Origin of the sequence: Mesorhizobium sp. M0217, assembly GCF_040321955.1 — a bacterium.
In the GTDB taxonomy this organism is placed as follows: Bacteria; Pseudomonadota; Alphaproteobacteria; order Rhizobiales; family Rhizobiaceae; genus Mesorhizobium.
In genome coordinates this window covers 567,845-592,111 of record NZ_JAMYSN010000001.1, presented here as the reverse complement: position 1 = coordinate 592,111, position 24,267 = coordinate 567,845, and the positions used below count along the sequence as shown (strand labels likewise).

Sequence of the window (24,267 nt, the reverse complement as noted above, 5' to 3'; positions counted from 1 at the left end):
GGCGGCCTCGCGGCCGCCCGGTGTTCCTCGGAGACGGTAGCCGGCGCATGACAGATATCTCGCTTTCCGATCACGCAGTTGCCGGGAAGACCGCGCCCCCCAGTGAGGCGCGTGCAATGCGACTGCCGACGCAATGGCTCGGCGTTGCGCCATTCTTCATCTTCGCCATCATGTTCCTGATCCTACCCACGCTCTATCTGATGCTGGGTGCATTCCAGAACGATGCCGGCGAATTCACGTTCGAAAACATAGCAGCACTGGCGCAGCCATCGATTGTCGCCGCCTACTGGATCTCGCTCAAGGTCAGCCTTTCCTCGTCGCTGATCGGCGCCTTCGCAGGTCTCGGCATCGCCATCGCCATCGTGCGCGGCGGCCTGCCGGAGTGGATACGTTCGGCGACGCTGACATTCTCCGGCGTGGCTTCCAATTTCGCCGGCGTACCGCTGGCCTTCGCCTTCATCGCCACGCTCGGACGCCTCGGTCTCGCCACGGTGCTGCTCAACACCGTGTTCGGCCTCAACATTTATGCGCACGGCTTCAACATCCTATCGTTCTGGGGCCTGACGCTGACCTATGTCTATTTCCAGATTCCCCTAATGGTGGTCATCATCACGCCGGCGATTGACGGCTTGAAGAAGGAGTGGGGCGAGGCTGCGGCGACGCTTGGCGCCACCCAGACGCAATACTGGCGCATGGTGGTCATCCCGGTGATCTGGCCGAGTTTCCTCGGCACGGTCATCCTGCTCTTCGCCAATGCCTTCGGCGCCATCGCCACCGCCTATGCGCTGACCGGCTCTTCACTCAACATCGTACCGATCCTGCTCTATGCGCAGATACGCGGTGACGTGCTGCACAATGCCCATCTCGGCTATGCGATCGCCTTCGGCATGATCGTCATCACCGGGCTGGCCAATGTCTTCTACATTTGGTTCCGGACGCGCTCGGAGAGGTGGCTGAAATGAAGTCCGGAAAATTCTGGGCCTGGGTCGTCTTCGGGCTGGGCGCGGCCTATTTCTTCATTCCGCTGATCGCGACGGTGGAATTTTCCTTGCGCATGCGGCGCGGCGCTTATTCCTTCGACGCCTATCAGATCGTGCTTGGCGACCCTCGTTTTCAGGCGACCTTTGGCTACTCAGTGCTTGCCGCCATCTTCACCATCATTCTGGGCGTGTTGATCGTGGTGCCCGCCGCCTACTGGATTCGACTGCGCCTGCCGCAACTGCGCCCGATCGTAGAGTTCATCACGCTGCTGCCGCTGGTCATTCCCGCCATCGTCATCGTCTTCGGCTATATCAGGATGTACGGTTCGAATTCGCCGCTGCCGTTCCTGGCGACCGACATGGGCACAAATGCCTTGCTGGTCATCGGCTATGCAATGCTGGCGCTGCCCTACATGTATCGCGCGGTCGATACCGGACTGCGCACCATCGACGTCAGGACGCTGACCGAAGCGGCGCAGATCCTTGGCGCCGGTTGGGGCACGATCATTGGTCGTGTGATCCTGCCCAATGTGCTGATCGCCGTGCTGTCGGGCGCCTTCCTTACCTTCGCCATCGTCATTGGCGAATTCACCATGGCCAGCTTGCTCAACCGGCCCGCCTTCGGCCCCTATCTGCAAAACGTTGGCGCCAACCGCGCCTATGAGCCGGCGGCGCTTGCCATCATCGCCTTCGCCATCACCTGGGGCTGTATGTCGCTGATCCAGATCCTGTCCCGTTTCGCGCCGAGATCGGCGAACCGCCCGAACTGATCGACAAAGTACTGATCGAAAGAAAAAGCCATGGCCGAACCATTCCTCTCCATCCAGCATGTGCGAAAATCCTTCGGCGCCACCACCGTGGTCGAAGATTTCAATCTTGATGTCGAGCCGGGCGAGTTCGTTTCCTTCCTTGGGCCATCGGGTTGCGGCAAGACCACCGTGCTGCGCATGGTCGCCGGTTTCGAAGAGCCGTCGGCGGGCAAGATCGTCGTCGCAGGCAAGGACATCACGAGGCTAAAGCCCAACCAGCGCAATGTCGGCATGGTGTTCCAAGCCTATGCGCTGTTCCCCAACCTGACGGTGGCGCAAAACATCGGCTTTGGCCTGAAGGTCGCCGGCATGCCCAAGGCGGACATCGACAGACGCGTGGCCGAGATGCTCGACATCATCAAGCTGCCGCAGATGGCCGACCGCTATCCCTACCAGCTCTCCGGCGGCCAGCAGCAGCGCATCGCGCTGGCCCGCGCCATCGCGCCGAAGCCGAAGCTGCTTTTGCTCGACGAGCCGCTGTCGGCGCTCGATGCCAAGGTACGTGTGTCGTTGCGCGAGGAAATCCGCTCGATCCAGAAGAAGCTCGGCATCACCACCATCTTCGTCACCCATGACCAGGAAGAGGCGCTGTCGATCTCCGACCGCATCGCGGTGATGTATGGCGGCAAGGCCGAGCAGGTCGGCACGCCGTTCGAGATCTACAACCGGCCGGCGACCAAGTTCGTCGCCAACTTCGTCGGCACGCTGAACGTGCTCGAAGGCAAGGTCACTGACGCCGCGGCCGGCACGGTGCAAGTCAACACGCAGGAAGTCTCGCTCAAGGGCAAGCTCAACGGCTCGAAGTCGGGCGACACGCTGTCGCTGGCGCTGCGTCCCGAGGCGATCTCGCTCGGACGCCAGCCCGGTCGCGATTCAAGCCTGTCGGGCGAAATCTCCGAAGTGCACTTCCTCGGCTCAGTCATTCGCGTTCGCGTCGGCATCGGCGGCAACACGGTGTCGCTCGACACCTTCAACAGCCCGGCAACGCCACCGCCCGCGGTCGGCGAGAAGGCCGACATATCGTTCTCATCAAGCGATATGCTGGTGCTGCACTAGCAAGCAGCATTTTGGCGCGACCGAGGCGGTCGATTCGAGCTGGCGCGATGAACGGCCGTATCATTGCCGGACCCCGAGTGCTGGATAATCAACAGCATCTTGCCATCCAGCCACTGCCCATGATGCCGCTTCGCCGCTACGATAGGCCATGGCGCTATTCGAACTTACCCTCATCCTGCTCCTGGCAGCCGTCGCGCTGACGGCGCTGTCGCGGCGGCTGGAAATTCCCTATCCGTCCCTGCTGGCTCTGGCCGGGGTCGCGATCGCCTTCGTACCCGGTGCGCCGACAATCGAGATCGATCCGGAACTGGCGCTTGCCCTGTTCATCGCGCCGGTGCTTCTCGACGCCGCCTATGACACGTCGCTGCGCGACCTCAAGCGCTACCGGCTGTCGCTCGCGCTGCTGGCGCTAGGCGCCGTCGTCTTCACCACCGTGGTGGTTGCCTTCGTCGGCTGGAAGATGGCCGGCCTGCCGATCGCGGCGGCAATCGCGCTCGGCGCCATCGTCGCGCCGCCGGATGCGGTGGCCGCATCCGCCGTGCTCAGCCAGTTCAAGGTACCGCACCGCATCACCGCCATCCTGCAGGGCGAGAGCCTGCTCAACGATGCCACGGCGCTGCTGATCTACCGGCTGGCGGTTTCGGCGGCGCTTGGCACGATCATGCTCAGCAACGCCGTTCCGGTGATCCTGCTGGCAACGATCGGCAGTGTGATCGCGGGCTATCTGTTTGGCCGCGTCTCGCTGCTGGCGCTCGGCCGCATCGAGGATGCGGCGAGCAGCACGGTGGTGCAGTTTGCCGGAACCTTCGCCGTGTGGATCATCGCCGACAGGCTGGGCCTTTCCGCCATCATCACCATCGTCGTCTATGCCATGACCATTGCGCGCAGGGCGCCGCGCCAGTCGTCGGCGAGACGCCGCGTCAGCACCTATTCGGTCTGGGAGTCGGCCGTGTTCGTGCTCAACGTGCTGGCTTTCGTGCTGATGGGCCTGCAGGCACGCACGATCGTTGGCAGGCTGGCCGGCGACGGGCAAGGCGAAGCATTCCTTTTCGCCGCAACGGTGCTGGTCGTCGTTATCGTCGCGCGCCTTGTCTGGGTGGCGAGTTACGTCGCGATCATCCGGTGGCTTGCCCGCTTCGGCAGCCAAGAGGCAAGGCGGGAATTGCCGACATTCGGCGGCGCCGTCATTGTCGGCTGGTGCGGCATGCGTGGGTTGGTGACGCTGGTGGTCGCCATTGCGCTGCCGGCCGATTTTCCCGGCCGCGACCCGATCGTGCTTGCCGCCTTCGCGGTGGTGCTGGGCACGCTGGTGCTGCAAGGCATGACGCTGAAGCCGCTGCTGCGCTGGATCAACTTCGACCCCGATAGAACCGTCGACAATGAGGTGGCGCAAGCGCGCGTCGCCATCATGCAGGCAGCACTGGACGTGCTGAGCCGCAAGACATCTGCGGCCGCCGCCGTCGTGCGCGAACAGTATGAAGCGCAGCGCCTGATTGCGGAAAACCCGGAGGACGCTCAGGCCGCGACCGAATACGACCGGCTGCGCCTCTATGCCATCAACCGCCAGCGCGACACGCTCGAGGAGTTGCGCAGCAACGGCACGATCGGCGACGAAGCCTACCACCGGCTGGAGGAAGAGATCGACTGGGCCGAACTGGCGGCATCGCCGGCGGGCCGGTTCCAGCCGCTGACCACATCATAGACGCTGGCCCAGTTCCGCCGTCGTGCCGGTACATTGCAACCCATCTGCCGAACCGCTACTGCCAAAGCGAAATTGAGCCGGATAAGCAATGAAGCTGGTCAGCTACAACATCCAGTACGGGTTCGGCGGCGATGGCCGTTACGATCTTTCGCGCTGCACCAAGCTGGTCGACGGCGCCGATATCATCGCGCTGCAGGAGGTCGAGCGGCATTGGCAGCGCACCAATGAGGACGACCAGCCGGAGGTCCTGTCCAAGCTGCTGCCTAGCTATCACTGGGTCTATGGCCCGGCCTTCGACATGGACGCCAGTGAGCAGCGCGACGGGCGGGTCGTCAACCGCCGCCGCCAGTTCGGCACCATGCTGCTGTCGAAGCTGCCGATCGCCTGGTCGCGGCTGCACGCGCTGCCCATGCGCCGCACGCTGCGGCCGCTCAACACGCGCAACGCCGCGCTCGAATGCATGATCCGCACGCCGGCCGGACCGGTAAGGGTCCTGTCGCTGCATCTCGCCCATATCGCGGCGGAGGAGCGTCTGGAGCAGATCGACTATCTCTTGGCCGAGCATCGCCGCGCGCCGTCCGAGGGCGGCCCGTGGAGCGGCGCGGACGATGAGCCTTCGCGCAACTGGACCAGTGGCGAGGCCGAGCCGGAAAACCCGACAGCTGCGATCTGGATGGGCGATTTCAACATGGAGCCGGGCAGCGCCGAATACAGCCGCATCGTCGGCAGCACGCCCTATCATCGCGGGGCAGCTTATCTCGACGGCTTTGTTGATGCCGCTGCCGTCGCTAGCGAGCCGGCTGCCGATTTCCACACCCATGTGAAAACGATCGACGGGAAAGTGGCAAAACGCCGGCTCGACCATTGCTTCGTCGGCGGTATGTTCGCGGACCGTGTGCGCTCGGTCAGTGCCGATATAGGCGAGATCGCTTCAGACCATTTTCCGGTCCGGATCGATATCGATCTCGAAACGCCTTTGAGCTCGGGAGATCGGTGAGCCCTCAATGACGCTTTTCGTCTTTTTCGCGGTGCTTGCCGCCGCCGCCATGCACGCGATCTGGAACGCGCTGGTCAAGGTGCATCTCGATCGCTTCCTGTCGATCACGCTGATGACGCTGGGCATGGGTTTTGCCGCACTGTTCGTGCTGCCCTTCGTCGAGTTTCCAAAGGCCGCGGTATGGCCCTTTATAATCGCCTCGGTGCTCTTTCACATGGGCTACCGGACCTTCCTGATCGGCGCCTACAAGGCCGGCGATTTCGCCCAGACCTATCCGCTGGCGCGCGGCACGGCGCCGCTTTTGACCGCCCTCGCGGGCGTTGTCGTGGTGCAGGAGATGCCGGCGCCGTTCGCCATCCTCGGCATCCTGCTGCTGTCGGCCGGCACGCTGGTGATGTCGTTTCGCGGCGGCGCGCATCTGGAGCGGATCAATGTGCGCGCGGTCGGCTTTGCGCTCGGCACTTCGATCTTCATATCCAGCTATACGCTCTCCGACGGCAGCGGCGCGCGGCTGGCCGCAACGGCAACGAGCTATGCCGCATGGCTGTTCATCTGCGATGCCACGTGGGCGCTGGTGCTGTGCCTCATCTTTCGCGGGCCCAAGGCGCTGCCCGTGCTGGCGCGTGACTGGAAGGCAGGCCTGTTCACCGGCGTGCTCAGCGGCGCGGCCTACTGGATCGTCATGTGGGCGATGACCAAGGCGCCGATCGCCTCGGTGGCGTCGTTGCGCGAGACGTCGATCCTGTTTGCCATGATGATCTCGGTTTTCGCGCTCGGCGAGAAGATGACAGGCTGGCGCGGCGCCGCCGCGCTCAGCATCGTCGCCGGTGTCGTGGCCCTCAGACTGGGCTGAGAGCCTGATACTTCAGCCGAGCACCGTCATCACCTGTCCGCGCCGTTCCGGACTGAAGCGGATGACGACGATGATGCAGACGGCGACCACGCCGGCAAACAGCGCCAGCGCGTAGCCACGAGATTGGGCGAGAAGGCAGCCAGCGCGCCGATCACCGAATAGCTTACGATGTTGAGCATCAGAATGGGCTTGCGGCCATATTTGTCGGCCAGCCTGCCGAAGAAGAAGGCGCCGATGAAGCGTGTCGCCAGCGTCAGGAACAACGCTTTGGAGACTGCCGGGACGTCAGTGTTGGATTCGGTTGCGATATCGGTGAGCAGGAACGTCAGAAGGAAGAAATCAAAAGCGTCGAGCGTCCAGCCGAGGAAGGAGGCAAGGACGGTTTTCTTCTTCTGCGCGGTGAGAGCCACGACGTTCCTCCTAAACGCCCCCGGGGAACGATATGTTCCTTGGGGCGCAAAAGAGAACAGGCGTCAGCCGGCTTTCGAAAGAAGCGCGGTCACTTTTTCGTAATGTCGAGATCGAACACCATCAGCCCGTCGGTGCCGCCTTCAAGCGCTGCGACCAATCGGGCGCCGGCGCGCTGATGCGCTTCATGCACGAGATAGGCGTCGCGGGCGGCGGCATCGCGGAAGTCGATGGTGAAGGCATGGCTGAAGCCGCGCGCGAACGGCTCCGGGCTGACATTGGTGCTGAAATGGACCGTGTCCATGCCGTCCACAACGGAGCGCAGTGCTTCGAGATCGGCGTGGATTGCCGTGCGCTCGGTGGCGGGCACATCGCTGCGGAAGCGTACGAAGACGCAGTGTCTGATCATTGGTTCGTTCTCCTAAGTGGCTATGCGGCCCGATTGCCGGAGAACACCGCCGGCGGAAGCGGCTCGCGGCCGAGGATGATGTCGGCGCCTTTTTCGCCGACCATGATGGTCGGCGCATTGGTGTTGGAGGAAGGCACGCGCGGCATCACCGAGGCATCGCAGACGCGCAGGCCCTCGATGCCGCGCAGACGCAGGTCCGGTGTGACCACCGCCATATCGTCATGGCCCATGCGGCAGGTACCCACGGGGTGATGGTCGGTCTTGGCGGTGCGGCAGGCATAGTCGATCAGCTCGTCATCGCTGGCGAGCGATGGTCCGGGCAGCACCTCGCGCAACACGTAAGGCGCAAGCGCCTTCTGCCGCATGATCTCGCGCGCAAGCCTGAGGCCCTTGATCGACATGGCGCGGTCATAAGGGTCCGACCAATAGTTGGGATCGATCAGCGGGTGGTCGGCCGGGTCGGCGCTGCTCAGCCGCACCGTGCCGCGCGAGCGCGGGCGCAGGAAGGCCGAGTTCAAGGTCACGCCGGGGTTCTTCAACCTCTCGACGCCGGCCTCGATGCCGGAGCCCAGTCCCAGATGGAACTGGATGTCGGGCGAGGCGGCGGTCGGATCGGCGTACCAGAAGCCGCCGGTCTCGAACAGGCTGGAGGCGACCGGCCCTTTCTTCAGCAGCAGATACTGCAAGCCGGCCCACGCGGTGCGGTGCAGCTTGGCGTAGTTGTCATAGGTGTGGTCGCCGGTGCATTCGGCGATGACGAACAAATCGAGATGGTCCTGCATGTTGGAGCCGACACCGGGCAGATCATGCACCGGCGTCACGCCGACCGATTTCAGGTGATCAGCCGGGCCGATGCCCGACTGCATCAACAGCTTCGGCGAACCGATGGCGCCGGACGAGACGATCACTTCGCGCTCGGCGCGCATGATGGTCTTCTCGCCGCCGGGTTTGTCGACGATCTCGACGCCGGTGGCGCGGCCTTTCTCGACGACGATGCGGGTGACCAGCACATCGGTTCGGACCGTCAGGTTCTTGCGGGCGCGGATGGGCTTCAAATAGGCGACCGAAGCGGATGAGCGCCGGGCGTCCTTCTGGGTCAGCTGGTAGTAGCCGACGCCTTCCTGGCTAGCGCCGTTGAAATCCGGGTTGAAGGGGATGCCCATCTCTTGGCCGGCGCGGAAATAGGCTTCGCAAATCGGCAGCGGCGAAATAGGGTTCGACACGCCGAGCGGCCCCTGGTCGCCGTGAAAATCGTTGGCGAAGCGCTGGTTGTTCTCGGCGCGCTTGAAATAAGGCAGCACGTCGCGATAGCCCCAGCCCGCGAGGCCCTCTTCCTTCTCCCATGCGTCGTAGTCGCGAGCGTTGCCGCGCGTGTATATCTGGGCATTGATGGACGAGCCGCCGCCGACCACCTTCGCCTGCGTATACCAGAAGACGCGGTCCTGCATGTGCCTCTGCGGCACAGTCGACCAGCCCCAGGAAGCGATGCCCTTGGTCATCTTGGCAAAGCCCGCCGGCATGTGGATGTAGGGGTGCCAGTCCTTGCCGCCGGCCTCGAGCAGCAGCACGGAGTTCGCTGGATCCTCGCTCAGCCGGTTGGCCAGAACGCAGCCGGCCGGGCCGGCACCTACGATGATGTAGTCGGTCATAACCCTATCCACCTACAGTCGAGGCACGGAGAGCGCGCCGTCGACATTGATAATCGAGCCTGTGGAAAAGCCGAGCTTGCCGGCGGCAAGCGTCGCCACCACGGCGCCGATGTCCGATGCTTCGCCCCAGCGTTTTGCCGGCACCAGGCCGCTGTCGATAAGCGCGTCGTATTTGGCTGATACGCTCGCGGTCATGTCGGTGCGAATGATGCCCGGCCGCAGTTCGAACACGCCGATGTTTTCCGGCGCAAGCCGTAGCGCCAGGTTCTTCACCCACATCGAAAGGCCGGCTTTCGAGATGCAGTAGTCGGCGCGTTCCGGCGAGGCCATATCGGCGCTGACCGAGGTGATGGTGATGATCGAGCGCGGATGATTGCTGGGAGCCGCCAGCATCGCCTTGGCGACGGCCTGGCTAAGGAAGACTGTGCCGCGCAAATTGACGTCCAGCGCACGGTCGAAATTCTCGGGCTTCAGCTCCAGCAGATCGCCGCGCACCACGGCGCCGATGCCGGCATTGTTGACGAGGCAGTCGATGCGGCTGAAGGCACGTATGGCGGCGTCGACGAGGGCCGTGTGATCCTCGAGGTTGGCGATATCACAACGGACATAGGCGAACTCCGCACCCCGTGCGGTGATGTTGGCGGCCAGTTCGTCCGGCGCTTGTTCGGCAAGGTCGGCGATCAAAATGTCGAAGCCGTCCCCGGCCAGCGCCTCGGCGCAGGCGAGCCCAATGCCGCGCGCACCGCCGGTGACGATTGCTGCGGGGCGGGTCATGCCGCGAGGTCCGTTCGGCGAATATGCTCGGCCACGCGCAGCGCCTGTGCCGCAATCGACAGCGCCGGATTCACGGCGGCCGAGTTCGGCAAAAAACTGGCGTCGACAACGAACAGGTTCGGGTGGTCGAAGGCGCGGCAGAAAGGGTCGAGCGGCGACGTCGCCGGATGGTCGCCCATTTTCACCGTGCCGCACTGGTGCGAGGGCGTGCGCTTGTCGAAGGGACGCGACAGCACGATGGGATAACCGCAGGCGCGGAAGTTCTCACGCATCACCCTGGTCAGCCCGTCCAGCGACTGCATGTTGGAGCGCCGCCATTGCATGACGATGTCCTTGCCGTCGACCATGATGCGGCTTTCCGGATCGGGTAGATCCTCGCACATCAGATACCAGTCGACGGCGTGACCGGCCATGTAATCGAGCGCGAATTTCGGCACGCGTTTGACGTTGGCCTTCAACATGTTGCCGTCGATCTTGCCGAGCAGCTGGACGTTGCCGAGCGGCTTGCCGCCTTTGCCGTCGGAGAGATAGTAGTCATTCAGCATCAGCGTCTTCTGGTAGACGCTGTCGTTCCTGCGGCGCGGATCGATCGCCAGCATGGCGCTCGAATTATGGTTCATGAAATTGCGGCCGACCTGGTCGGAGCTGTTGGCGAGGCCTTTACCGTCTGATGAAGGCGAGCGCAGCAGGATGACGGCGGAATTGACCGCGCCGGCGGACAGGATGACCAGCTTCGGCGCGACTTTCTTCAGCTCGCCATTCTGACGGTAGTGAACGGCAGCGATGCTTTTGCCGTCGGACGACGCTTCGAGATATTCGACATGGCAGCCGGTTTCGAGTCGGATATTGCTGTCCTTGAGTGCAGCCGTCAGCGGTCCGGTCTGCGCATCGACCTTGCCCTGGGCGGTATTGGGGAATGCGTCCCAGCCGGTCTTGCCCTCTTTCAGCCAGTTGTCGATGTCGACGCCGAGCGGCAGCGAGGCCGGATGCAGGCCGAGGGCTTTCAACTCAGCGCGGGCGCGGGCAATCGGCGCTTCGTCGGGCACCGGCTTGAAAGCATAGGGGATCGAGTGGAACGGTTCGGTCGGGTCCTCGCCGAGCGAGCCGCGGACGCGAAACAGCTGCTCGGCTTTCGAATACCAAGGCTCGAATTCATCGTAGGAAAACGGCCATGCCGGCGAGACGCCACCGAAGTGCTCCATGGCGGCGAAATCCTCTTTGCGGTAGCGGATCAGCACCGCGCCGTAGAATTTCGAATTGCCGCCGACATAGTAGTAATTGCCGGGGTTGAAGGCCGCACCGCCGGCCTCGCGCCACATCTCCTTCGGACGGTAGTGGCCGTCGACGAAGATGGAGCGCGTGTCGCGGGCATGCGGCGTTGCCGTCAAGGGCTCACCGCGCTCCAGCATCAGGATCGAGGCACCGCTGCCCGCCAGGCCGGAGGCGATCGTAGCGCCGCCGATACCGGAGCCGATGATGACGATATCGGGGCTGACCATCTCGATCAGCGGATGCGGTGTTCGGTCGCCGGATCGAAGAACACGGCCTTGGTCAGGTTGAAGGCGAGCGGCGTGCTGGTGCCCGGCTGGATGTTGGCGTCGGCCCGCAACCGCGCCACCACGCCCTTGCCGCCGAGGTTGGTCACCGCGAACGTGTCGGACCCTGCCGGCTCGACCACTTCGATGTGCAGGTCGGCAGTGGCAATGTTGGAGGCGTTGCGTTCCGCACCTTCCGGATCGGTCAGCGCTTCCGGGCGCACGCCGAAGATGATCGGCTTGCCCTGGAATGCCGAAAGACCCGCTGGCGCGTTGGCCATCGGCAGCGTGATCGGCTCGCGCGCCTCGCGCTCCAACACGACGGACAGCGCATTGCCCGACGTGGCAATGGTCGCCGGGATCAGGTTCATCGCTGGCGAACCCATGAAGTCGGCGACGAACAAATTGGTCGGGTTGTTGTAGATCTCGGCCGGGGTGCCGAACTGCTGCACCTCGCCGTCGCGCATGACGGCGATCTTGGTAGCCAGCGTCATCGCCTCGATCTGGTCGTGGGTGACGTAGACGATGGTTGTGCCGGTGGTGGCATGCAGGCGCTTGATCTCGATGCGCATGTCAACGCGCAATTTGGCGTCGAGGTTGGACAAAGGCTCGTCGAACAGGAACAGCTTGGGGTCGCGCACCAGCGCCCGGCCCATGGCGACGCGCTGGCGCTGGCCGCCGGAAAGCTGGCTCGGCTTGCGCTGCAGGAGGTGGCCGATCTGCAGGACCTTGGCCACCTTGTCGATCGCCTTTTGGCGTTCGTCGGCCGGCACGCCGCGCATCTCCATGCCGAAGGAGATGTTTCCGGCCACCGTCATGTTCGGATAGAGCGCATAGCTCTGGAACACCATGGCGATGTCGCGCTTGGATGGGTGCAGATCGTTGATGGCGCGGCCGTCGACGCGGATTTCGCCCTCGGTGATCTGCTCCAGGCCGGCAATCGTGTTGAGCAAGGTGGACTTGCCGCAGCCGGACGGGCCGACCAGCACCAGGAAGCCGCCCTTTTCGAGCTCGACATCGATGCCCTTCAGGATCTCGACATTCCCGAAGCGCTTCTTCAGCCCATCAATTTCCAGAAAAGCCATGGTCGTTCCTTCCGAATTGATCAGCCCTTGACCGCGCCAGCCATCAGCCCGCGCACGAAATAGCGGCCGGCGACGACATAGACGATCAGGGTGGGCAGAGCCGCGATCATCGCGGCCGCCATGTTGACGTTGTATTCGACGACGCCGGTCGAGGTGTTGACGACGTTGTTGAGCGCCACCGTCATCGGCATGGAGTCGCCTGTGCCGGCGTAAGCCGAAGCGAACAGGAAGTCGTTCCAGATGTTGGTGAACTGGTAGATGACGGTGACGACGAAGATCGGCATCGAGTTCGGCAGCATGATGCGGCGGAAGATCTGGAAGAAGGAGGCGCCGTCGACCTGTGCGGCCTTGATCAGCTCGTTCGGGAATGCCTCGTAATAGTTGCGGAAAAACAGTGTAGTGAAGCCGATGCCGTAGACGACATGGACGAAGACCAGGTTGACCGTCGGATTGCCGAGACCGAAACTCGTACCCGTCGCATTCTGCAGCTTCACGCCGAAACGTCCCAGGCTGCCGAGGATGGTCGCCATCGGCAGCAGCACCGACTGGAACGGAATGAAGCAGGCAAACAGCATCAGCCCGAACACCAGCGTGGCGCCGCGAAAACGCCATTTGGTCAAGACGTAGCCGTTGAGCGCGCCGAGCATGGTCGAGATCAGTACGGCTGGAACCACCATCTTGATCGAGTTCCAGAAATAGCCCTTGATGCCGGCGCAGGTGAGGCCGACGCAGGTCTCGCCCCAGGCCTTCAGCCACGGGTCGAAGGTCGGCGCCGTGGGCAACGCCAGCATGTTGCCGTTCTGGATCTCGTCCATGGTCTTGAACGAGGTCACCAGCATGACGAACAGCGGCATCAGATAAAACAGCGCAAACAGCGCCAGAAGCCCGTAGATGACGATGCGGTTGAGGGTCTTGGTGCTCATGCCGCCGGAGGCCTTTTGGGAAGCAGCGGGGCGGGCAGGGGTGGCGACAGCGCTCATCGCGGCTTCTCCCTGAGTTCCGAATAGAGATAAGGCACGATGATGGCAACGATGGTCATCAGCATGATCACGGCGCTGGCCGAGCCGACAGCCATTTCGTTGCGCTTGAACGTGTACTCATACATGAAGTTGGACGGCAGCCAGGCCGAGCCACCGGGGCCGCCGCTGGTCAGCGCCACCACCAGATCGTAGGACTTGATGGCGAGGTGGGCGAGCACGATGAAGGCCGACAGGAAGATTGGCCGCAGCAGCGGAATGACGATGCGGCGATAGAGCTGGAAGGTGGTGGCACCGTCGATCTGCGCCGCCTTCATGATCTCGCCGTCGATGCCGCGCAGGCCGGCCAGGAACATCGCCATGATGAAGCCGGAGGCCTGCCAGACGCCGGCAATGACCACCGTGTAGATGACGAAATCCTTGTTCTTGATCCAGTCGAAATGGAAGCTCGTCCAGCCCCACTGATGCAAGGTCTGCTCAAGACCGAGGCCCGGGTCGAGGAACCATTTCCAGGCAACGCCGGTGACGATGAAGGACAGCGCCATCGGGTAGAGATAGATCGGCCGCAACACGCCTTCGCCGCGAATCTTCTGGTCGAGCAGGATGGCCAGGAACAGGCCGAGCGCCAGGCAGATGGCGATGTAGAGAAAGCCGAAAATGCCCATATTGACGATCGACGTGTACCAGCTCGATGGCGGGTCGGAGTCGAACGTCCAGCCCCATAGCCGTAGGTAGGCGCGCGGTCCGGTGATGACATAGGACGGAAAAGTCTTGGAATTGGTGAAGGACAGATAGACCGTCCACAGGATGAAGCCATAGACGAAGACGATGGTGATGGCGAAGCTCGGCGCCAGCACGATCTTCGGCAGCGCGTCCTGCAGTCGCGCGCGCACGGAGGGGCGAGACCGCTCGGGCGTCAGCTTGATCTGGGTTGTCGCTACACTGCTCATAGGGCTCCTCCCGTTCGGGTCGTCCGTGCCTGCCGTCAGGCGGCAAGGCGGCCCCGTGCATACGGGTCTCTGGTCGGCATGGTGTTCAAGAGGGTTTCACCGTTTCACGGAAACGGCGAACCTCTCTACTCTTTCTTTTACGCAATTCCGGCCGGAAAACCGCTCACACTTTTCCTGGAATTGCGCCAGCCGGCCAATCCTGAGGCGAACCTTCCCCGCCGAAGCGGGGAAGGTGTCTTGCTGGCCAGGGCTTACTTGGCGTCGTCGATTGCCTTGACCAGTTCGGTCACGGCTTCGTCCGAGGTCTTGATCTGACCATGGACGAACTTCGAAACGACGTCCTTGTAGGCATTGGCGACCGCCGGAGGCGCGCCATAGCCCTGGGCAAGCGAGCCGAACAGTGTGCCGCCTTCGTTGGCAGCCTTCAGGTCGGCGATGCCCTTCTTGCCGCAGGCGTCGAAGTCGGTGTCCGGAACGTCGGTACGGGCGGGAACCGAACCCTTGACGACGTTGAAGGCCGACTGGAAGCTCTTCGACAGGGTGGCGGTGGCCAACGCGACCTGGGCGGCCTTGCGGTCGTCCGGAACGTTGAACATGCCGAACATGTCGGAGTTGTAGACCACCGAGCCTTCCGTGCCCGGGAAGCGATAGCACAGGAAGTCGGTGCCCGGCGTTTTCTTGGCGGCGTTGAACTCGCCCTTGGCCCAGTCACCCATCACCTGCACCAGGGCATCGCCCTTGATGACCATGGCGGTGGCAAGGTTCCAGTCGCGGCCCGAAAAGTTCGGGTCGACATAGGTGACGAGCTTGGCGAGGTTATCGAACGACTTCTTCATCGTGTCCGACTTGAGGGACTCGTCGTCGAGGTCGTTGAAGGCCTTCTTGTAGAACTCAGGTCCGCCGGTCGACAGCACGACCGAGTCGAACATGGTGGCCTCCTGCCAGTTCTGGCCGCCAAGGGCGAGCGGGATGACGCCAGCCGCCTTGGCTTTGTCGAGCAGGGCGACGAAGTCGTCGAAGGTCTTTGGCTCGGTGCCGCCGATCTTGTCCATCACCGCCTTGTTGATCCACAGCCAGTTGACGGAGTGGACGTTGACTGGAGCAGCGACCCACTTGCCGTCGTAGACGGAGAACTTCTGCAGGGCTGCCGGAACCGACTTGTCCCAGCCTTCCTTCTTCGCCGTCTCGGTCAGGTCGCCCATCACGCCGGCCGCCGCATAGTCGAGCACGGTGTAGCCGAGCATCTGCGACGCGGTCGGGTAATTGCCGGCCGCGACCATCGCCTTCAGCGCAGTCATGGCGGCGTCGCCGCCACCACCGGCCACCGGCACGTCCTTCCAGGCATAGCCTTCCTTGGCAAGGTCGCCCTTGAGGACGTTGAGAGCAGCCGCTTCGCCGCCCGACGTCCACCAATGCAGCATCTGCACTTCCTTGACGTCCTCGGCATGGGCCGAGAAAGCAAAGGCCGTCGCAAGAGCCGTTCCGATAAGCAGTTTGCGCAACATGTACTACCTCCCTTGTTGCATTACACGACCGGTGGAAGCCCACCGGGTTCTTCCAAACTCAGCCGACCCACCAACCGGTGCGCTGGCCGCGATGAAACTGGATTGTCTTTTCCTCGGTATAATCCTCGACAGCGCGTTTGCCGAGTTCGCGTCCGATGCCGGACTGCTTGTAGCCCCCGAATGGCAACTCGGGAAAGCCTTCCATGAATGTGTTCACCCAAACGGTCCCCGAACGCACACCACGCGCCACCGACATACAAGTGTCGATGCTGGCGCTCCACACCCCTGCAGACAGACCATAGGGCGTGTTGTTGGCGATGTGCAACGCCTTTTCAATCGATCCAAAAGTCAGCACGGAGAGCACCGGGCCGAACACTTCCTCGCGCGCAATAGCCATGTCTTCGGTAACGCCGCGGATGATGGTCGGATCGAGATACTGGCCGGCATTGGACGCCAGCTGGCCGCCACCGCAATAGACATTGCTGCCGTCTTTTGCTGCCGCCGCGACGTAACCCGCCACCTTGGTCAGATGGTCGGCTGATATCATCGCACCAACCTTGGTTCGGTTATCGAGTGGGTCGCCGACCGTGACCTTGGCGGTCAGGGCCTTGACGGTGGCGAGGAAATCGTCGGCGATGGCTTCATGCACGATCAGCCGGCTGCCGGCATTGCAGCATTCGCCGGCGTTGAAGAAGCCGCCGAACACTGCTGCGTCAGCGGCCGCCTCGAGATCGGCATCGGGGAAGACGATCTGGCCGTTCTTGCCGCCGAGCTCCATCGAGACTTTCTTCAGCGACTGCGCGGCGGAAGCCATGGTCATCTTGCCGACGCGGGTCGAGCCGGTGAACGACACCATTTCAACCAGCGGATGGCTGACCATCGGCGCCCCGACATCGGCGCCGAGGCCGGCCAGGATGTTGACGACGCCCGCGGGCAGGCCGGCCTGCATCAGGATGTCGCCGAGCACGAAGGTCGAGGCCGAGGTCATTTCGCTCGGCTTGACCACCGCGGTGCAGCCGGCGGCGAGCGCGAAGGGCAATTTCTGGCTGACGATCAGGAACGGGAAATTCCACGGGGTGATGATCGAGACGACGCCGATCGGCTCGCGCAGCACCACGCCCAGCATGGCGTCGCCGAGATTGGCGTAGCTTTCGCCGTGCAGCGTGCGGGCGAGCGAGGCGGCATAGCGCCAGATGTCGATGGCGCCGCCGATCTCGCCGCGCGCCTGGGCGATCGGCTTGCCGGATTCCAGCGCATCGAGTCGGGCGATGTCTTCGAGCTGGGCCTCGATCAGGTCGGCCGTCTTGAGCAGGATGGCGGCGCGCTCGGCCGCCTTCGTGCGCGGCCACGGGCCGGTCTCGAATGCCTTGTGCGCGGCCTGCATGGCCGCCTCCACCTCGGCCTCGCCGGCCTGCGCATAGCGCGAAACGGTGAAGCCATGGCCGGGGCTGTTGCGCGCAATCGTGCGGCCGTCACGGGCATCGACATGCTTGCCGTCGATCAGGAGCTTGTAAGCCTTCGGCGCCTTGGACGCCTCGGCCGGCATGGAAATGTTGAGCGGTGCGTTCATCATGCTTTCTCTAGGATCTTGAAAAGGCCGGCTTCTGCTTGGCCTTGAAGGCGCTCACGCCGGCTTTGAGGTCGCCGGTCAGCGCAACGAAGCCGCTGGCGAGCGCCTCGGTGGCGGCCGCACTTTCCTCGCCTTCGGCGACCGCAATCATCAGCTTGGCGGCTTCAGTTGCGAGCGGCCCCCGTTCGGCGATCTTTTCTCCCCACGCCTTCGCCTCGGCCAGCGCCTGGCCGGTCTCGACCACACGATCGACAATGCCGAGGGCGAGCGCGTCGGGGGCGGCAAAGACCTCGCCGCCGAGCGCCATGCGGCGCACGATCTGCGCACCGAAGCGGCGCACGGCGCGCTGCGTGCCGGACCAGCCGGGGACGACGCCGATCGATGTCTCGGGGAAGCCGAGCTTCACCTGCGTTTCGGCGACACGGAAGTCGCAGGCGACCGCCAGTTCCAGCCCGCCACCCAGCGCATGGCCGGAGAGCACGGCGATGGTCGGCTGGCGGAGCCTCGCCAGCCGGTCGAAGACGCGGTGGCCATAACGCACCCATTGCACCTGAAAGTCGGCAGCGCTCATTTGTGCCCAGGCCTCGACGTCGCCGCCGGCGCAAAAGCCCTTGCCTTCGCCACGGATCAGCACGACGCGCACGTCTTCAGCCATTTCGGCCTCGTCGAGCGTTGCCTCGAGCGCGCGCAGCATCGGAATGTCCAACGCATTGAACTTTTCCGCCCGGCGCAGCGTGACGATGCCGATGGCGCCGTCCTGTTCGAAGGTGACGAGGCGCTCAGCCATGCGCGCCTCCGAGCGAAGCGCCGCCATTGAGCGACAGGCCGATCGGCCGGTCCTGATAGAGAGCCGCCGGCGTGACCTTGAGATCGTTGGCGATGCCGAGCGGAATCTCTGACTGAGCCAACACATCGCGCTCGAGGTCGACGCCCGGCGCAAGTTCCGTCACCATCAGACCGTCCGGCGTCAGCTTCATCACGCAGCGCTCGGTGACGTAGGTGATGTCCTGCCCTTGCGCGACGGCGCGCTTGCCGGAGAAGGAGATGTGTTCGACCTCGTTGACCACCTTCTTGACCTTGCCTTCTGCATCGATGCGGATGCCGCCATCGGCGAGCGACAGTTTTGCGCCGGCATTGAAGAAGCCGGAGAAGACGATCTTTTTCGCCCGTGCCGTGATGTCGACAAAGCCGCCGGCCCCGGCGGTGACATGTGGCCGGGCCGAGAGTTTCGACACGTTGACGGAGCCATGGCGGTCGATCTGCAAGAAGGAGAGCAGCGAGGCATCGAAGCCGCCGGCCTGGAAATAGATGAACTGGTGCGGCGAGGGCATGATCGCCTCGGCATTGGAAGCGCAGCCGAACTCGAAGTCGAGCAGCGGCACGCCGCCGACGGCGCCCTGCTCGATCACCCAGGTGACCTTGCCGTGCTGGCCTTCCTCGAGAAGGATACGCGGCACGTTTGCCGAGATGCCGAAGCCAATGTTGACCGCCATGCCGTCGCGCAATTCCATGGCGACGCGGCGCGCGATTACTTTCTGGACGTTCATCTCAGCGTTGCGGAAGCTGGACAACGGCCGGAAGATCTCGCCCGAAATCGCCGGGTCGTAAGGCGTCAACGTCGTCTGCAACTGGTCCGGCGCCACCACGATGTGGTCGACCAGGACGCCGGGCACGCGCACGTCATGCGGCTTCAGCGTGCCGTTCTCGACGACGCGCTTGACCTGCGCAATGACGATGCCGCCATTGTTGCGGGCGGCGAGCGCCTGTTCGAGGCCGCCCAAATAGGCGCCTTCATGCTCGTAAGTGAGGTTGCCGCGCTCGTCGGCGGTGGTGGCGCGGATGATCGAAACGTTGGGCACGATCGAGCGGAAATAGAGCCATTCCTCGCCGTCGAACTGCTGCACCGAGACGATCGGCTCGCTTGCAGCCTCATTCATGGCGCAGCCCTGGTGGCGCGGGTCGGCAAAAGTGTCGAGGCCGACCTTGGTCAGCACGCCCGGCCGCTTGGCGGCAGCTTCGCGGTGCATGTCGAACAGGATGCCGGACGGCACATTATAGGCGGCGACCGAATTGTCGCCGATCATCTTCCATATCTGCGGCGGCTCGGACGAGGAGGGGCCCGAGGGATAGGAGCCGCAGAGCGTGCGCTTCAACAGGCCAGGCTTAGCCAGATGGTCGATGCCCTTGATGCCATACATGTCGCCGGCGGCGATCGGATGCAGCGTGGTGATGTCTTTCGGATGGCCTTCAGCGTCGAAGCGCTGGCCGATGGCAGCCAGCACGGCATCCGGGCAGCCGAGGCCGCTCGATGACGAGACGGAGACGGTCATGCCGTCCTTGATGAGGCTGGCGGCCTGCTGAGCGGAGACGAGCTTGCTCACTTGGCGCTCCCGAGTTTCGGCTCGATGGCAACCGCCTTGCCGGATTTCCCGGACAGCAACGCTGCTTCGGCGCAGGCTAGTGACCAGACGCCGTCCTCGCCGGTTGCGGAGGGCTGGCCCGCGCCGCTAATAGCGGCATGGAACTGGCGCAGCGACCTGACGTAGAGGTCTTCTCGGTCGAAGCTCAGTTCTTCCTCGCCTTTGGCGGTGCGTAGCAGCACCGAGCCGACTGGCTTCTGCGTCATCACATTTTTTGCGATCAGCGAACCTTCGGAACCATGCACCTCAAAGCCGGTATCGGCGAACTTGGTTGTGAAGCCTTCATGCGACTGGGCAATCAAACCGGACCTGAAGCGCCAGATGCACATGGCACCGTCTTCCAGCCCGCTGCCGGCCATGCCGGCCGACTGGGTGAAGGCCGAAATCTCGATCGGGTCGTCGCCGAGCACGAAGCGCAGCGTGTCGGCATCATGCACGGTGATGTCGAGCACCACGCCGCCGCCGGCCTCAGGCTTGGTAATGCGCCAGCCCTGCAGGTTTTCCGGCAAATAGACGGAATGGAAGACGCGCGCGGCAATCGGCTTGCCGATATGGCCGGCTGATATGGCGTCGCGCATGGCGCGGTGGGCGCCGGCATTGCGCAGATGATGATTGGTGCCAAGCACGACACCGGCTTCCTTGGCGGCGGCGACCATTGTGCGCGCGTCGGCGCTGTTCAGCGCCAGCGGCTTTTCGCACAGAACATGCTTTCCCGCCTTGATCGCAGCCAATGCCTGTTCGAGATGCAGTTCATTGGTGGTCGAGATGTAGACGGCGTCGATTTCGGCGCCGAGCAGGTCGTCCAGCGTCGAGACGGCAAGCGGAATATTCTGTTCCGCGGCATAAGTCTTGGCGCGCTGCGGACTGGAGCTCATCACCGCCGCGATCTCGCCACCCTCTTGCGCGCGGATGGCGTTGATCATGAACTGTTTGGCGATCGTGCTGGCGCCGATCAGTCCCCATCTGACGCTCATGCCGCGTCTCCCATTCCTGCTGATGTGTTCTGGGCGAGGCGACCGGGACCGCAGCTGTCCCTGACGACCAGATTGACGGCGCCGATATGGTCCTCGGCATGCGTGGTGCGCGACTGGATCATCTTCAGCATGACGTGGGCGGCGCGTTCACCGAGGCCGGGTGTGTCGACCGAGACGCTGGTCAGCGCCGGCATATAATGCTCGGCCTCGACCACGTCGTCGAAGCCGACGACGGCAAAGTCCGCGCCGGGCTCCAGCCCGCGCTTGCGCAGCGCCAGCATGACGCCGAAGGCGACGGCATCGTTGAAGCAAAGTGCCGCCGTCGGCGGCTCGGCCATGGCAAGGGCGGTTTCCAGGCACGCGATGCCGCCCCTGCGGCTGGTCTCGCCTTCGACGACAAGCACGTCGCGCCTGGCAATGCCCAATGTTTCGCAAGCTTCACGAAAACCGCCCAGGCGCTCCTGATAGACGACCAGGTCGGAGGTGCCGCCGAAGAAGGCCAGCCGGCGATGGCCCTTGCCGATCAGATGGGCGGCGGCGAGATACGCGCCGCGATGGTTGTCAGGAGCGATCACCGGGATGCGGCTGTCCGGCAGGCGGCGCATGGCGAAGACGACCGGCACGCCCGCCATCTCGAGGCGACGGAAGGCGCCCGGCGTGGTGCCGCGTGCCGGTGACACGATCAGGCCTGCGACGCCCTGTTCCATCAGCGACTTCAGCACTTCTTCCTGGCGCACCGGGTTCTCCGCCGTGTTGGCGATGAAGGGCACGATGCCGGCCGACTGGAAGACGCGCTCCATGCCGACCGCCAGCTCGGCGAAAAAGGGGTTGGTGAGATCGTTGATGACCATGCCGATGACGTTGGAATGGGCTTTGCGCAGATTGGCGGCGCCGCGGTTGTAGACATATCCGACATCCTCGATCGCCTTGCGAACCTTGACCGCGGTTTCAGGCCGGATCAGCCCTGAGCCTTGCAGCACAAGCGACACCGTCGATTTGGACACACCAGCCTCGCGAGCGATGTCCAGGATCGTTGCCTTGGCCCGGCTGGCCATGTCGGTGGTTTCCTCCGCCTGAATGAGAAAATCTATTGGAACGTTCTAATCACTCTGCCAAACGAGAGTCAATCGGGATTCTTGCGGAGATCGAAAAGGTGATGAATGAGGCTCCAAGCAAGGACTCTTGCCTTCTTCAACGTTTGGCCCGGTTCACTCGCCGGAATCATAAATTTCCTTGATTTATTGGAACGTTCCATTTATAGGGTGCCGAAAACGGAGGTTGCCATGGATATCACCCTGCCTACGCAGAATGGCGGCCGCGTCAGCTACAAGCTCGCGGGCAGTCCGGTCGAGCCCGTAATCGGTGCGGTTTTCCCGCGCATCGCCTATGCCGCGGCCCATGTCGTCGCCGACCCTTTCGCGATGACCGACCCCTGGTCGAAGCCTGCGGTCGACTGGGACAAGACGATGGCGTTTCGGCATCATTTGTGGCGGCTTGGCTTCCGCATCGCCGAGGCGATGGACACCTCGCAGCGCGGCATGGGTTTCGACTGGGCGAATGCGCAGGAATTGATCCGGCGCTCGATCGCCGAGGCGCACAGCGTCGAAGGCGCAGACCTCGCCTCGGGCGCCGGCACCGATCATCTGGCGCCGGCCAATTCGAGATCACTCGAAGATGTGATCGCCGCCTATGAGGAGCAGTTCGCTTTCATTGAAGGCGAGGGCGGCAAGGCGATCATGATGGCCAGCCGGGCGCTGGCAGCGGTCGCAAAGGGTCCGGACGACTATATCAGGGTCTACGATCGCATCCTCAGCCAGGCATCCGGCAAGGTCATCCTGCACTGGCTGGGCGACATGTTCGATCCTGCACTGAAAGGTTATTGGGGCAGCGGCAATTTCGAGGCCGCGCTCGACACCGTCGTCGCCATCATCGAGCGCCATGCCGGCAAGGTCGAGGGGATAAAGATTTCCCTGCTCGATGCCGGCAAGGAAGTTGCCTTGCGCAACCGGTTGCCGGAAGGCGTCGTCATGTTCACCGGCGATGATTTCAACTATCCCGAACTGATTGCCGGCGACGGGAAGCGGCACTCGCACGCCTTGCTCGGCATATTCGACGCCATCGCGCCGGTCGCCAGTGCGGCGCTCGCGAAACTGGCTGACGGCGACCGCGCCGGCTTTGACGCGCTGATGGCGCCGACAGTGCCGTTGTCGCGCAAGATCTTCGAGGCGCCGACGGAGTATTACAAGGCCGGCATCGTCTTCATTGCCTGGCTCAACGGCCATCAGGACCATTTCGCCATGGTCGGCGGCATGCAGTCGGCGCGCGGCATCCTGCACTATGCCGACATCTTCCGCCTTGCCGACCAGGCAGGGTTGCTCGCCGATCCCGAGCTTGCGCTGGCCAGGATGAAGCATTTCTGCGCGGTTGCAGGTGCCTGAGAACGACACAATCGCTGGCTGAAACCTGTCCCCCGTATGGGGGATTTGCGTTCTCGCGCCAAATCTGTATTCGGTTGCCGGGATTGGATGCGGACGGAGCGGCAATGACGGAAAAAGTGGCGCTCATCACCGGGGTTACCGGGCAGGACGGGGCCTATCTCGCAGAATTGCTTCTGCAGAAGGGCTATATTGTCCATGGCGTCAAACGCCGCTCGTCCTCGTTCAACACCGAGCGCGTTGACGACATCTATGTCGATCCGCACGAGCGCGGTGCGCGTTTCTTCCTGCATTATGGCGACCTGACCGACGCGACCAACCTTATTCGCCTGGTGCAGGAGACACAGCCCGGTGAGATCTACAATCTCGGCGCCCAGAGTCATGTCCAGGTGAGTTTCGAGACGCCGGAATACACCGGCAATGCCGATGCGCTGGGAACACTCAGGCTGCTCGAGGCGATCCGCATCCTGCGCCTGGAGAAGTCGGTGCGCTTCTATCAGGCATCGACGTCGGAGCTTTACGGCAAGGCGCGCGAGGTCCCGCAAAGCGAGGCGACGCCCTTCCATCCGCGCTCGCCCTATGCCGCGGCCAAGCTTTACGCCTACTGGATCACGGTCAACTACCGCGAGGCTTACGGCATGTTCGCCGCCAACGGAATCCTGTTCAACCACGAAAGCCCGACACGCGGCGAAACCTTCGTCACCCGCAAGATCACGCGGGCCGTCGCCTCGATCCATCACGGCCTTCAGGCCACGCTCTATCTCGGCAATCTCGACGCCAAGCGTGACTGGGGCCATGCGCGCGACTATGTGGAGGGCATGTGGCGCATTCTGCAGCACAGTGAAGCCGACGATTTCGTGCTGGCGACCGGTGAGGCGCATTCGGTGCGCGAATTCGTCGAACTGGCTTTTGCCGAGACCGGACGCACCATCCGCTGGCAAGGCGAGGGTGTCGATGAAGTCGGTGTCGATGCCGGTTCGGGCACTGTCCTGGTGCGCATCGATCCGCGCTATTTCCGGCCGACCGAGGTCGACCTGCTGCTCGGCGACCCCGCCAAGGCCAAAGCCAGGCTGGGGTGGTCGCACACGACCGGCTTCAGGGATCTGGTGGCGGAAATGGTGCAGGCCGATCTGGCGCGCACCGCCGGCGGCACGCGGCAGAACAGCCGTTCTGCGTGAG

At 63.5% G+C, this 24,267-nt stretch carries 22 protein-coding genes; 8 read left to right on the top strand and 14 right to left on the bottom strand.

Annotated elements, in window-relative coordinates; translation table 11 throughout:
- Positions 1–47: 47 nt before the first annotated feature.
- From NKJ18_RS02925 to NKJ18_RS02900, 6 genes are all read left to right on the top strand, one after another.
- A complete protein-coding gene (locus tag NKJ18_RS02925) occupies positions 48–962 on the top strand; it encodes an ABC transporter permease (protein WP_023671170.1) in 915 nt (304 codons plus the stop codon).
- Complete coding sequence (locus NKJ18_RS02920; RefSeq protein WP_023671171.1) at positions 959–1,750, top strand: ABC transporter permease; 792 nt, start codon at positions 959–961, stop codon at positions 1,748–1,750. Before NKJ18_RS02925 ends, NKJ18_RS02920 begins: the two co-directional genes overlap by 4 nt.
- Positions 1,751–1,780: 30 nt before the next feature.
- Entirely contained in the window at positions 1,781–2,845 is a 1,065-nt protein-coding gene (locus NKJ18_RS02915; protein WP_023686439.1) for an ABC transporter ATP-binding protein, read from the top strand.
- Between the two features lie 148 nt (positions 2,846–2,993).
- Positions 2,994–4,547, top strand: coding sequence for a cation:proton antiporter (locus NKJ18_RS02910; RefSeq protein ID WP_023814633.1), 1,554 nt, complete (start codon positions 2,994–2,996; stop codon positions 4,545–4,547).
- An 88-nt stretch (positions 4,548–4,635) separates the two neighbouring features.
- Positions 4,636–5,544: an endonuclease/exonuclease/phosphatase family protein gene (locus tag NKJ18_RS02905; protein WP_352443500.1), complete on the top strand. Its 909-nt coding sequence runs from the start codon at positions 4,636–4,638 to the stop codon at positions 5,542–5,544.
- Positions 5,545–5,551: 7 nt separating this feature from the next.
- Positions 5,552–6,397, top strand: coding sequence for an EamA family transporter (locus tag NKJ18_RS02900; RefSeq protein WP_352757783.1), 846 nt, complete (start codon positions 5,552–5,554; stop codon positions 6,395–6,397).
- A 29-nt stretch (positions 6,398–6,426) separates the two neighbouring features.
- Here NKJ18_RS02900 and NKJ18_RS02895 read toward each other — a convergent pair whose 3' ends face one another.
- From NKJ18_RS02895 to NKJ18_RS02830, 14 genes are all read right to left on the bottom strand, one after another.
- Complete coding sequence (locus NKJ18_RS02895) at positions 6,427–6,807, bottom strand: MFS transporter (RefSeq protein WP_023683218.1); 381 nt, start codon at positions 6,805–6,807, stop codon at positions 6,427–6,429.
- Positions 6,808–6,896: 89 nt separating this feature from the next.
- On the bottom strand, positions 6,897–7,214 hold the full coding sequence (locus tag NKJ18_RS02890; protein ID WP_023683219.1) for a Dabb family protein: 318 nt from the start codon (positions 7,212–7,214) through the stop codon (positions 6,897–6,899).
- A gap of 20 nt (positions 7,215–7,234) precedes the next feature.
- Positions 7,235–8,863, bottom strand: coding sequence for a GMC family oxidoreductase (locus NKJ18_RS02885; protein WP_023671177.1), 1,629 nt, complete (start codon positions 8,861–8,863; stop codon positions 7,235–7,237).
- Between the two features lie 12 nt (positions 8,864–8,875).
- Positions 8,876–9,637, bottom strand: coding sequence for a 3-ketoacyl-ACP reductase (locus tag NKJ18_RS02880; RefSeq protein WP_023671178.1), 762 nt, complete (start codon positions 9,635–9,637; stop codon positions 8,876–8,878).
- Complete coding sequence (locus tag NKJ18_RS02875) at positions 9,634–11,136, bottom strand: GMC oxidoreductase (protein ID WP_023671179.1); 1,503 nt, start codon at positions 11,134–11,136, stop codon at positions 9,634–9,636. Before NKJ18_RS02875 ends, NKJ18_RS02880 begins: the two co-directional genes overlap by 4 nt.
- Positions 11,137–11,141: 5 nt before the next feature.
- Positions 11,142–12,257 (bottom strand): ABC transporter ATP-binding protein, encoded by a 1,116-nt coding sequence (locus NKJ18_RS02870; protein ID WP_023671180.1) that lies wholly within the window; start codon positions 12,255–12,257, stop codon positions 11,142–11,144.
- Between the two features lie 20 nt (positions 12,258–12,277).
- The gene (locus NKJ18_RS02865; protein WP_023671181.1) at positions 12,278–13,237 is read right to left on the bottom strand and encodes a carbohydrate ABC transporter permease; all 960 of its coding nucleotides are present in this window, start codon (positions 13,235–13,237) and stop codon (positions 12,278–12,280) included.
- Positions 13,234–14,184 (bottom strand): carbohydrate ABC transporter permease, encoded by a 951-nt coding sequence (locus NKJ18_RS02860; RefSeq protein ID WP_023671182.1) that lies wholly within the window; start codon positions 14,182–14,184, stop codon positions 13,234–13,236. The genes NKJ18_RS02865 and NKJ18_RS02860 overlap by 4 nt, the downstream gene beginning before the upstream one ends.
- Positions 14,185–14,435: 251 nt before the next feature.
- Entirely contained in the window at positions 14,436–15,689 is a 1,254-nt protein-coding gene (locus NKJ18_RS02855) for an ABC transporter substrate-binding protein (protein ID WP_027049809.1), read from the bottom strand.
- 58 nt (positions 15,690–15,747) lie between these two features.
- The gene (locus tag NKJ18_RS02850) at positions 15,748–17,259 is read right to left on the bottom strand and encodes an aldehyde dehydrogenase family protein (protein ID WP_352757880.1); all 1,512 of its coding nucleotides are present in this window, start codon (positions 17,257–17,259) and stop codon (positions 15,748–15,750) included.
- Positions 17,260–17,269: 10 nt separating this feature from the next.
- Positions 17,270–18,046 (bottom strand): enoyl-CoA hydratase/isomerase family protein, encoded by a 777-nt coding sequence (locus NKJ18_RS02845; protein ID WP_352757782.1) that lies wholly within the window; start codon positions 18,044–18,046, stop codon positions 17,270–17,272.
- Positions 18,039–19,640, bottom strand: coding sequence for an acyl CoA:acetate/3-ketoacid CoA transferase (locus NKJ18_RS02840; protein ID WP_352757781.1), 1,602 nt, complete (start codon positions 19,638–19,640; stop codon positions 18,039–18,041). Before NKJ18_RS02840 ends, NKJ18_RS02845 begins: the two co-directional genes overlap by 8 nt.
- Positions 19,637–20,653 carry a Gfo/Idh/MocA family protein gene (locus tag NKJ18_RS02835; RefSeq protein ID WP_023683224.1) on the bottom strand — a complete coding sequence of 339 codons (1,017 nt, stop codon included), beginning with the start codon at positions 20,651–20,653 and terminating at the stop codon, positions 19,637–19,639. Before NKJ18_RS02835 ends, NKJ18_RS02840 begins: the two co-directional genes overlap by 4 nt.
- Complete coding sequence (locus tag NKJ18_RS02830) at positions 20,650–21,708, bottom strand: LacI family DNA-binding transcriptional regulator (RefSeq protein ID WP_352757780.1); 1,059 nt, start codon at positions 21,706–21,708, stop codon at positions 20,650–20,652. Before NKJ18_RS02830 ends, NKJ18_RS02835 begins: the two co-directional genes overlap by 4 nt.
- Positions 21,709–21,936: 228 nt before the next feature.
- Between NKJ18_RS02830 and NKJ18_RS02825 the strand changes: the two genes are divergently transcribed.
- Entirely contained in the window at positions 21,937–23,091 is a 1,155-nt protein-coding gene (locus NKJ18_RS02825; RefSeq protein ID WP_023832920.1) for a dihydrodipicolinate synthase family protein, read from the top strand.
- Positions 23,092–23,195: 104 nt separating this feature from the next.
- Positions 23,196–24,266, top strand: a complete 1,071-nt coding sequence (gene gmd, locus NKJ18_RS02820; RefSeq protein ID WP_023686427.1) for a GDP-mannose 4,6-dehydratase — start codon at positions 23,196–23,198, stop codon at positions 24,264–24,266.
- Position 24,267 lies beyond the last annotated feature (1 nt).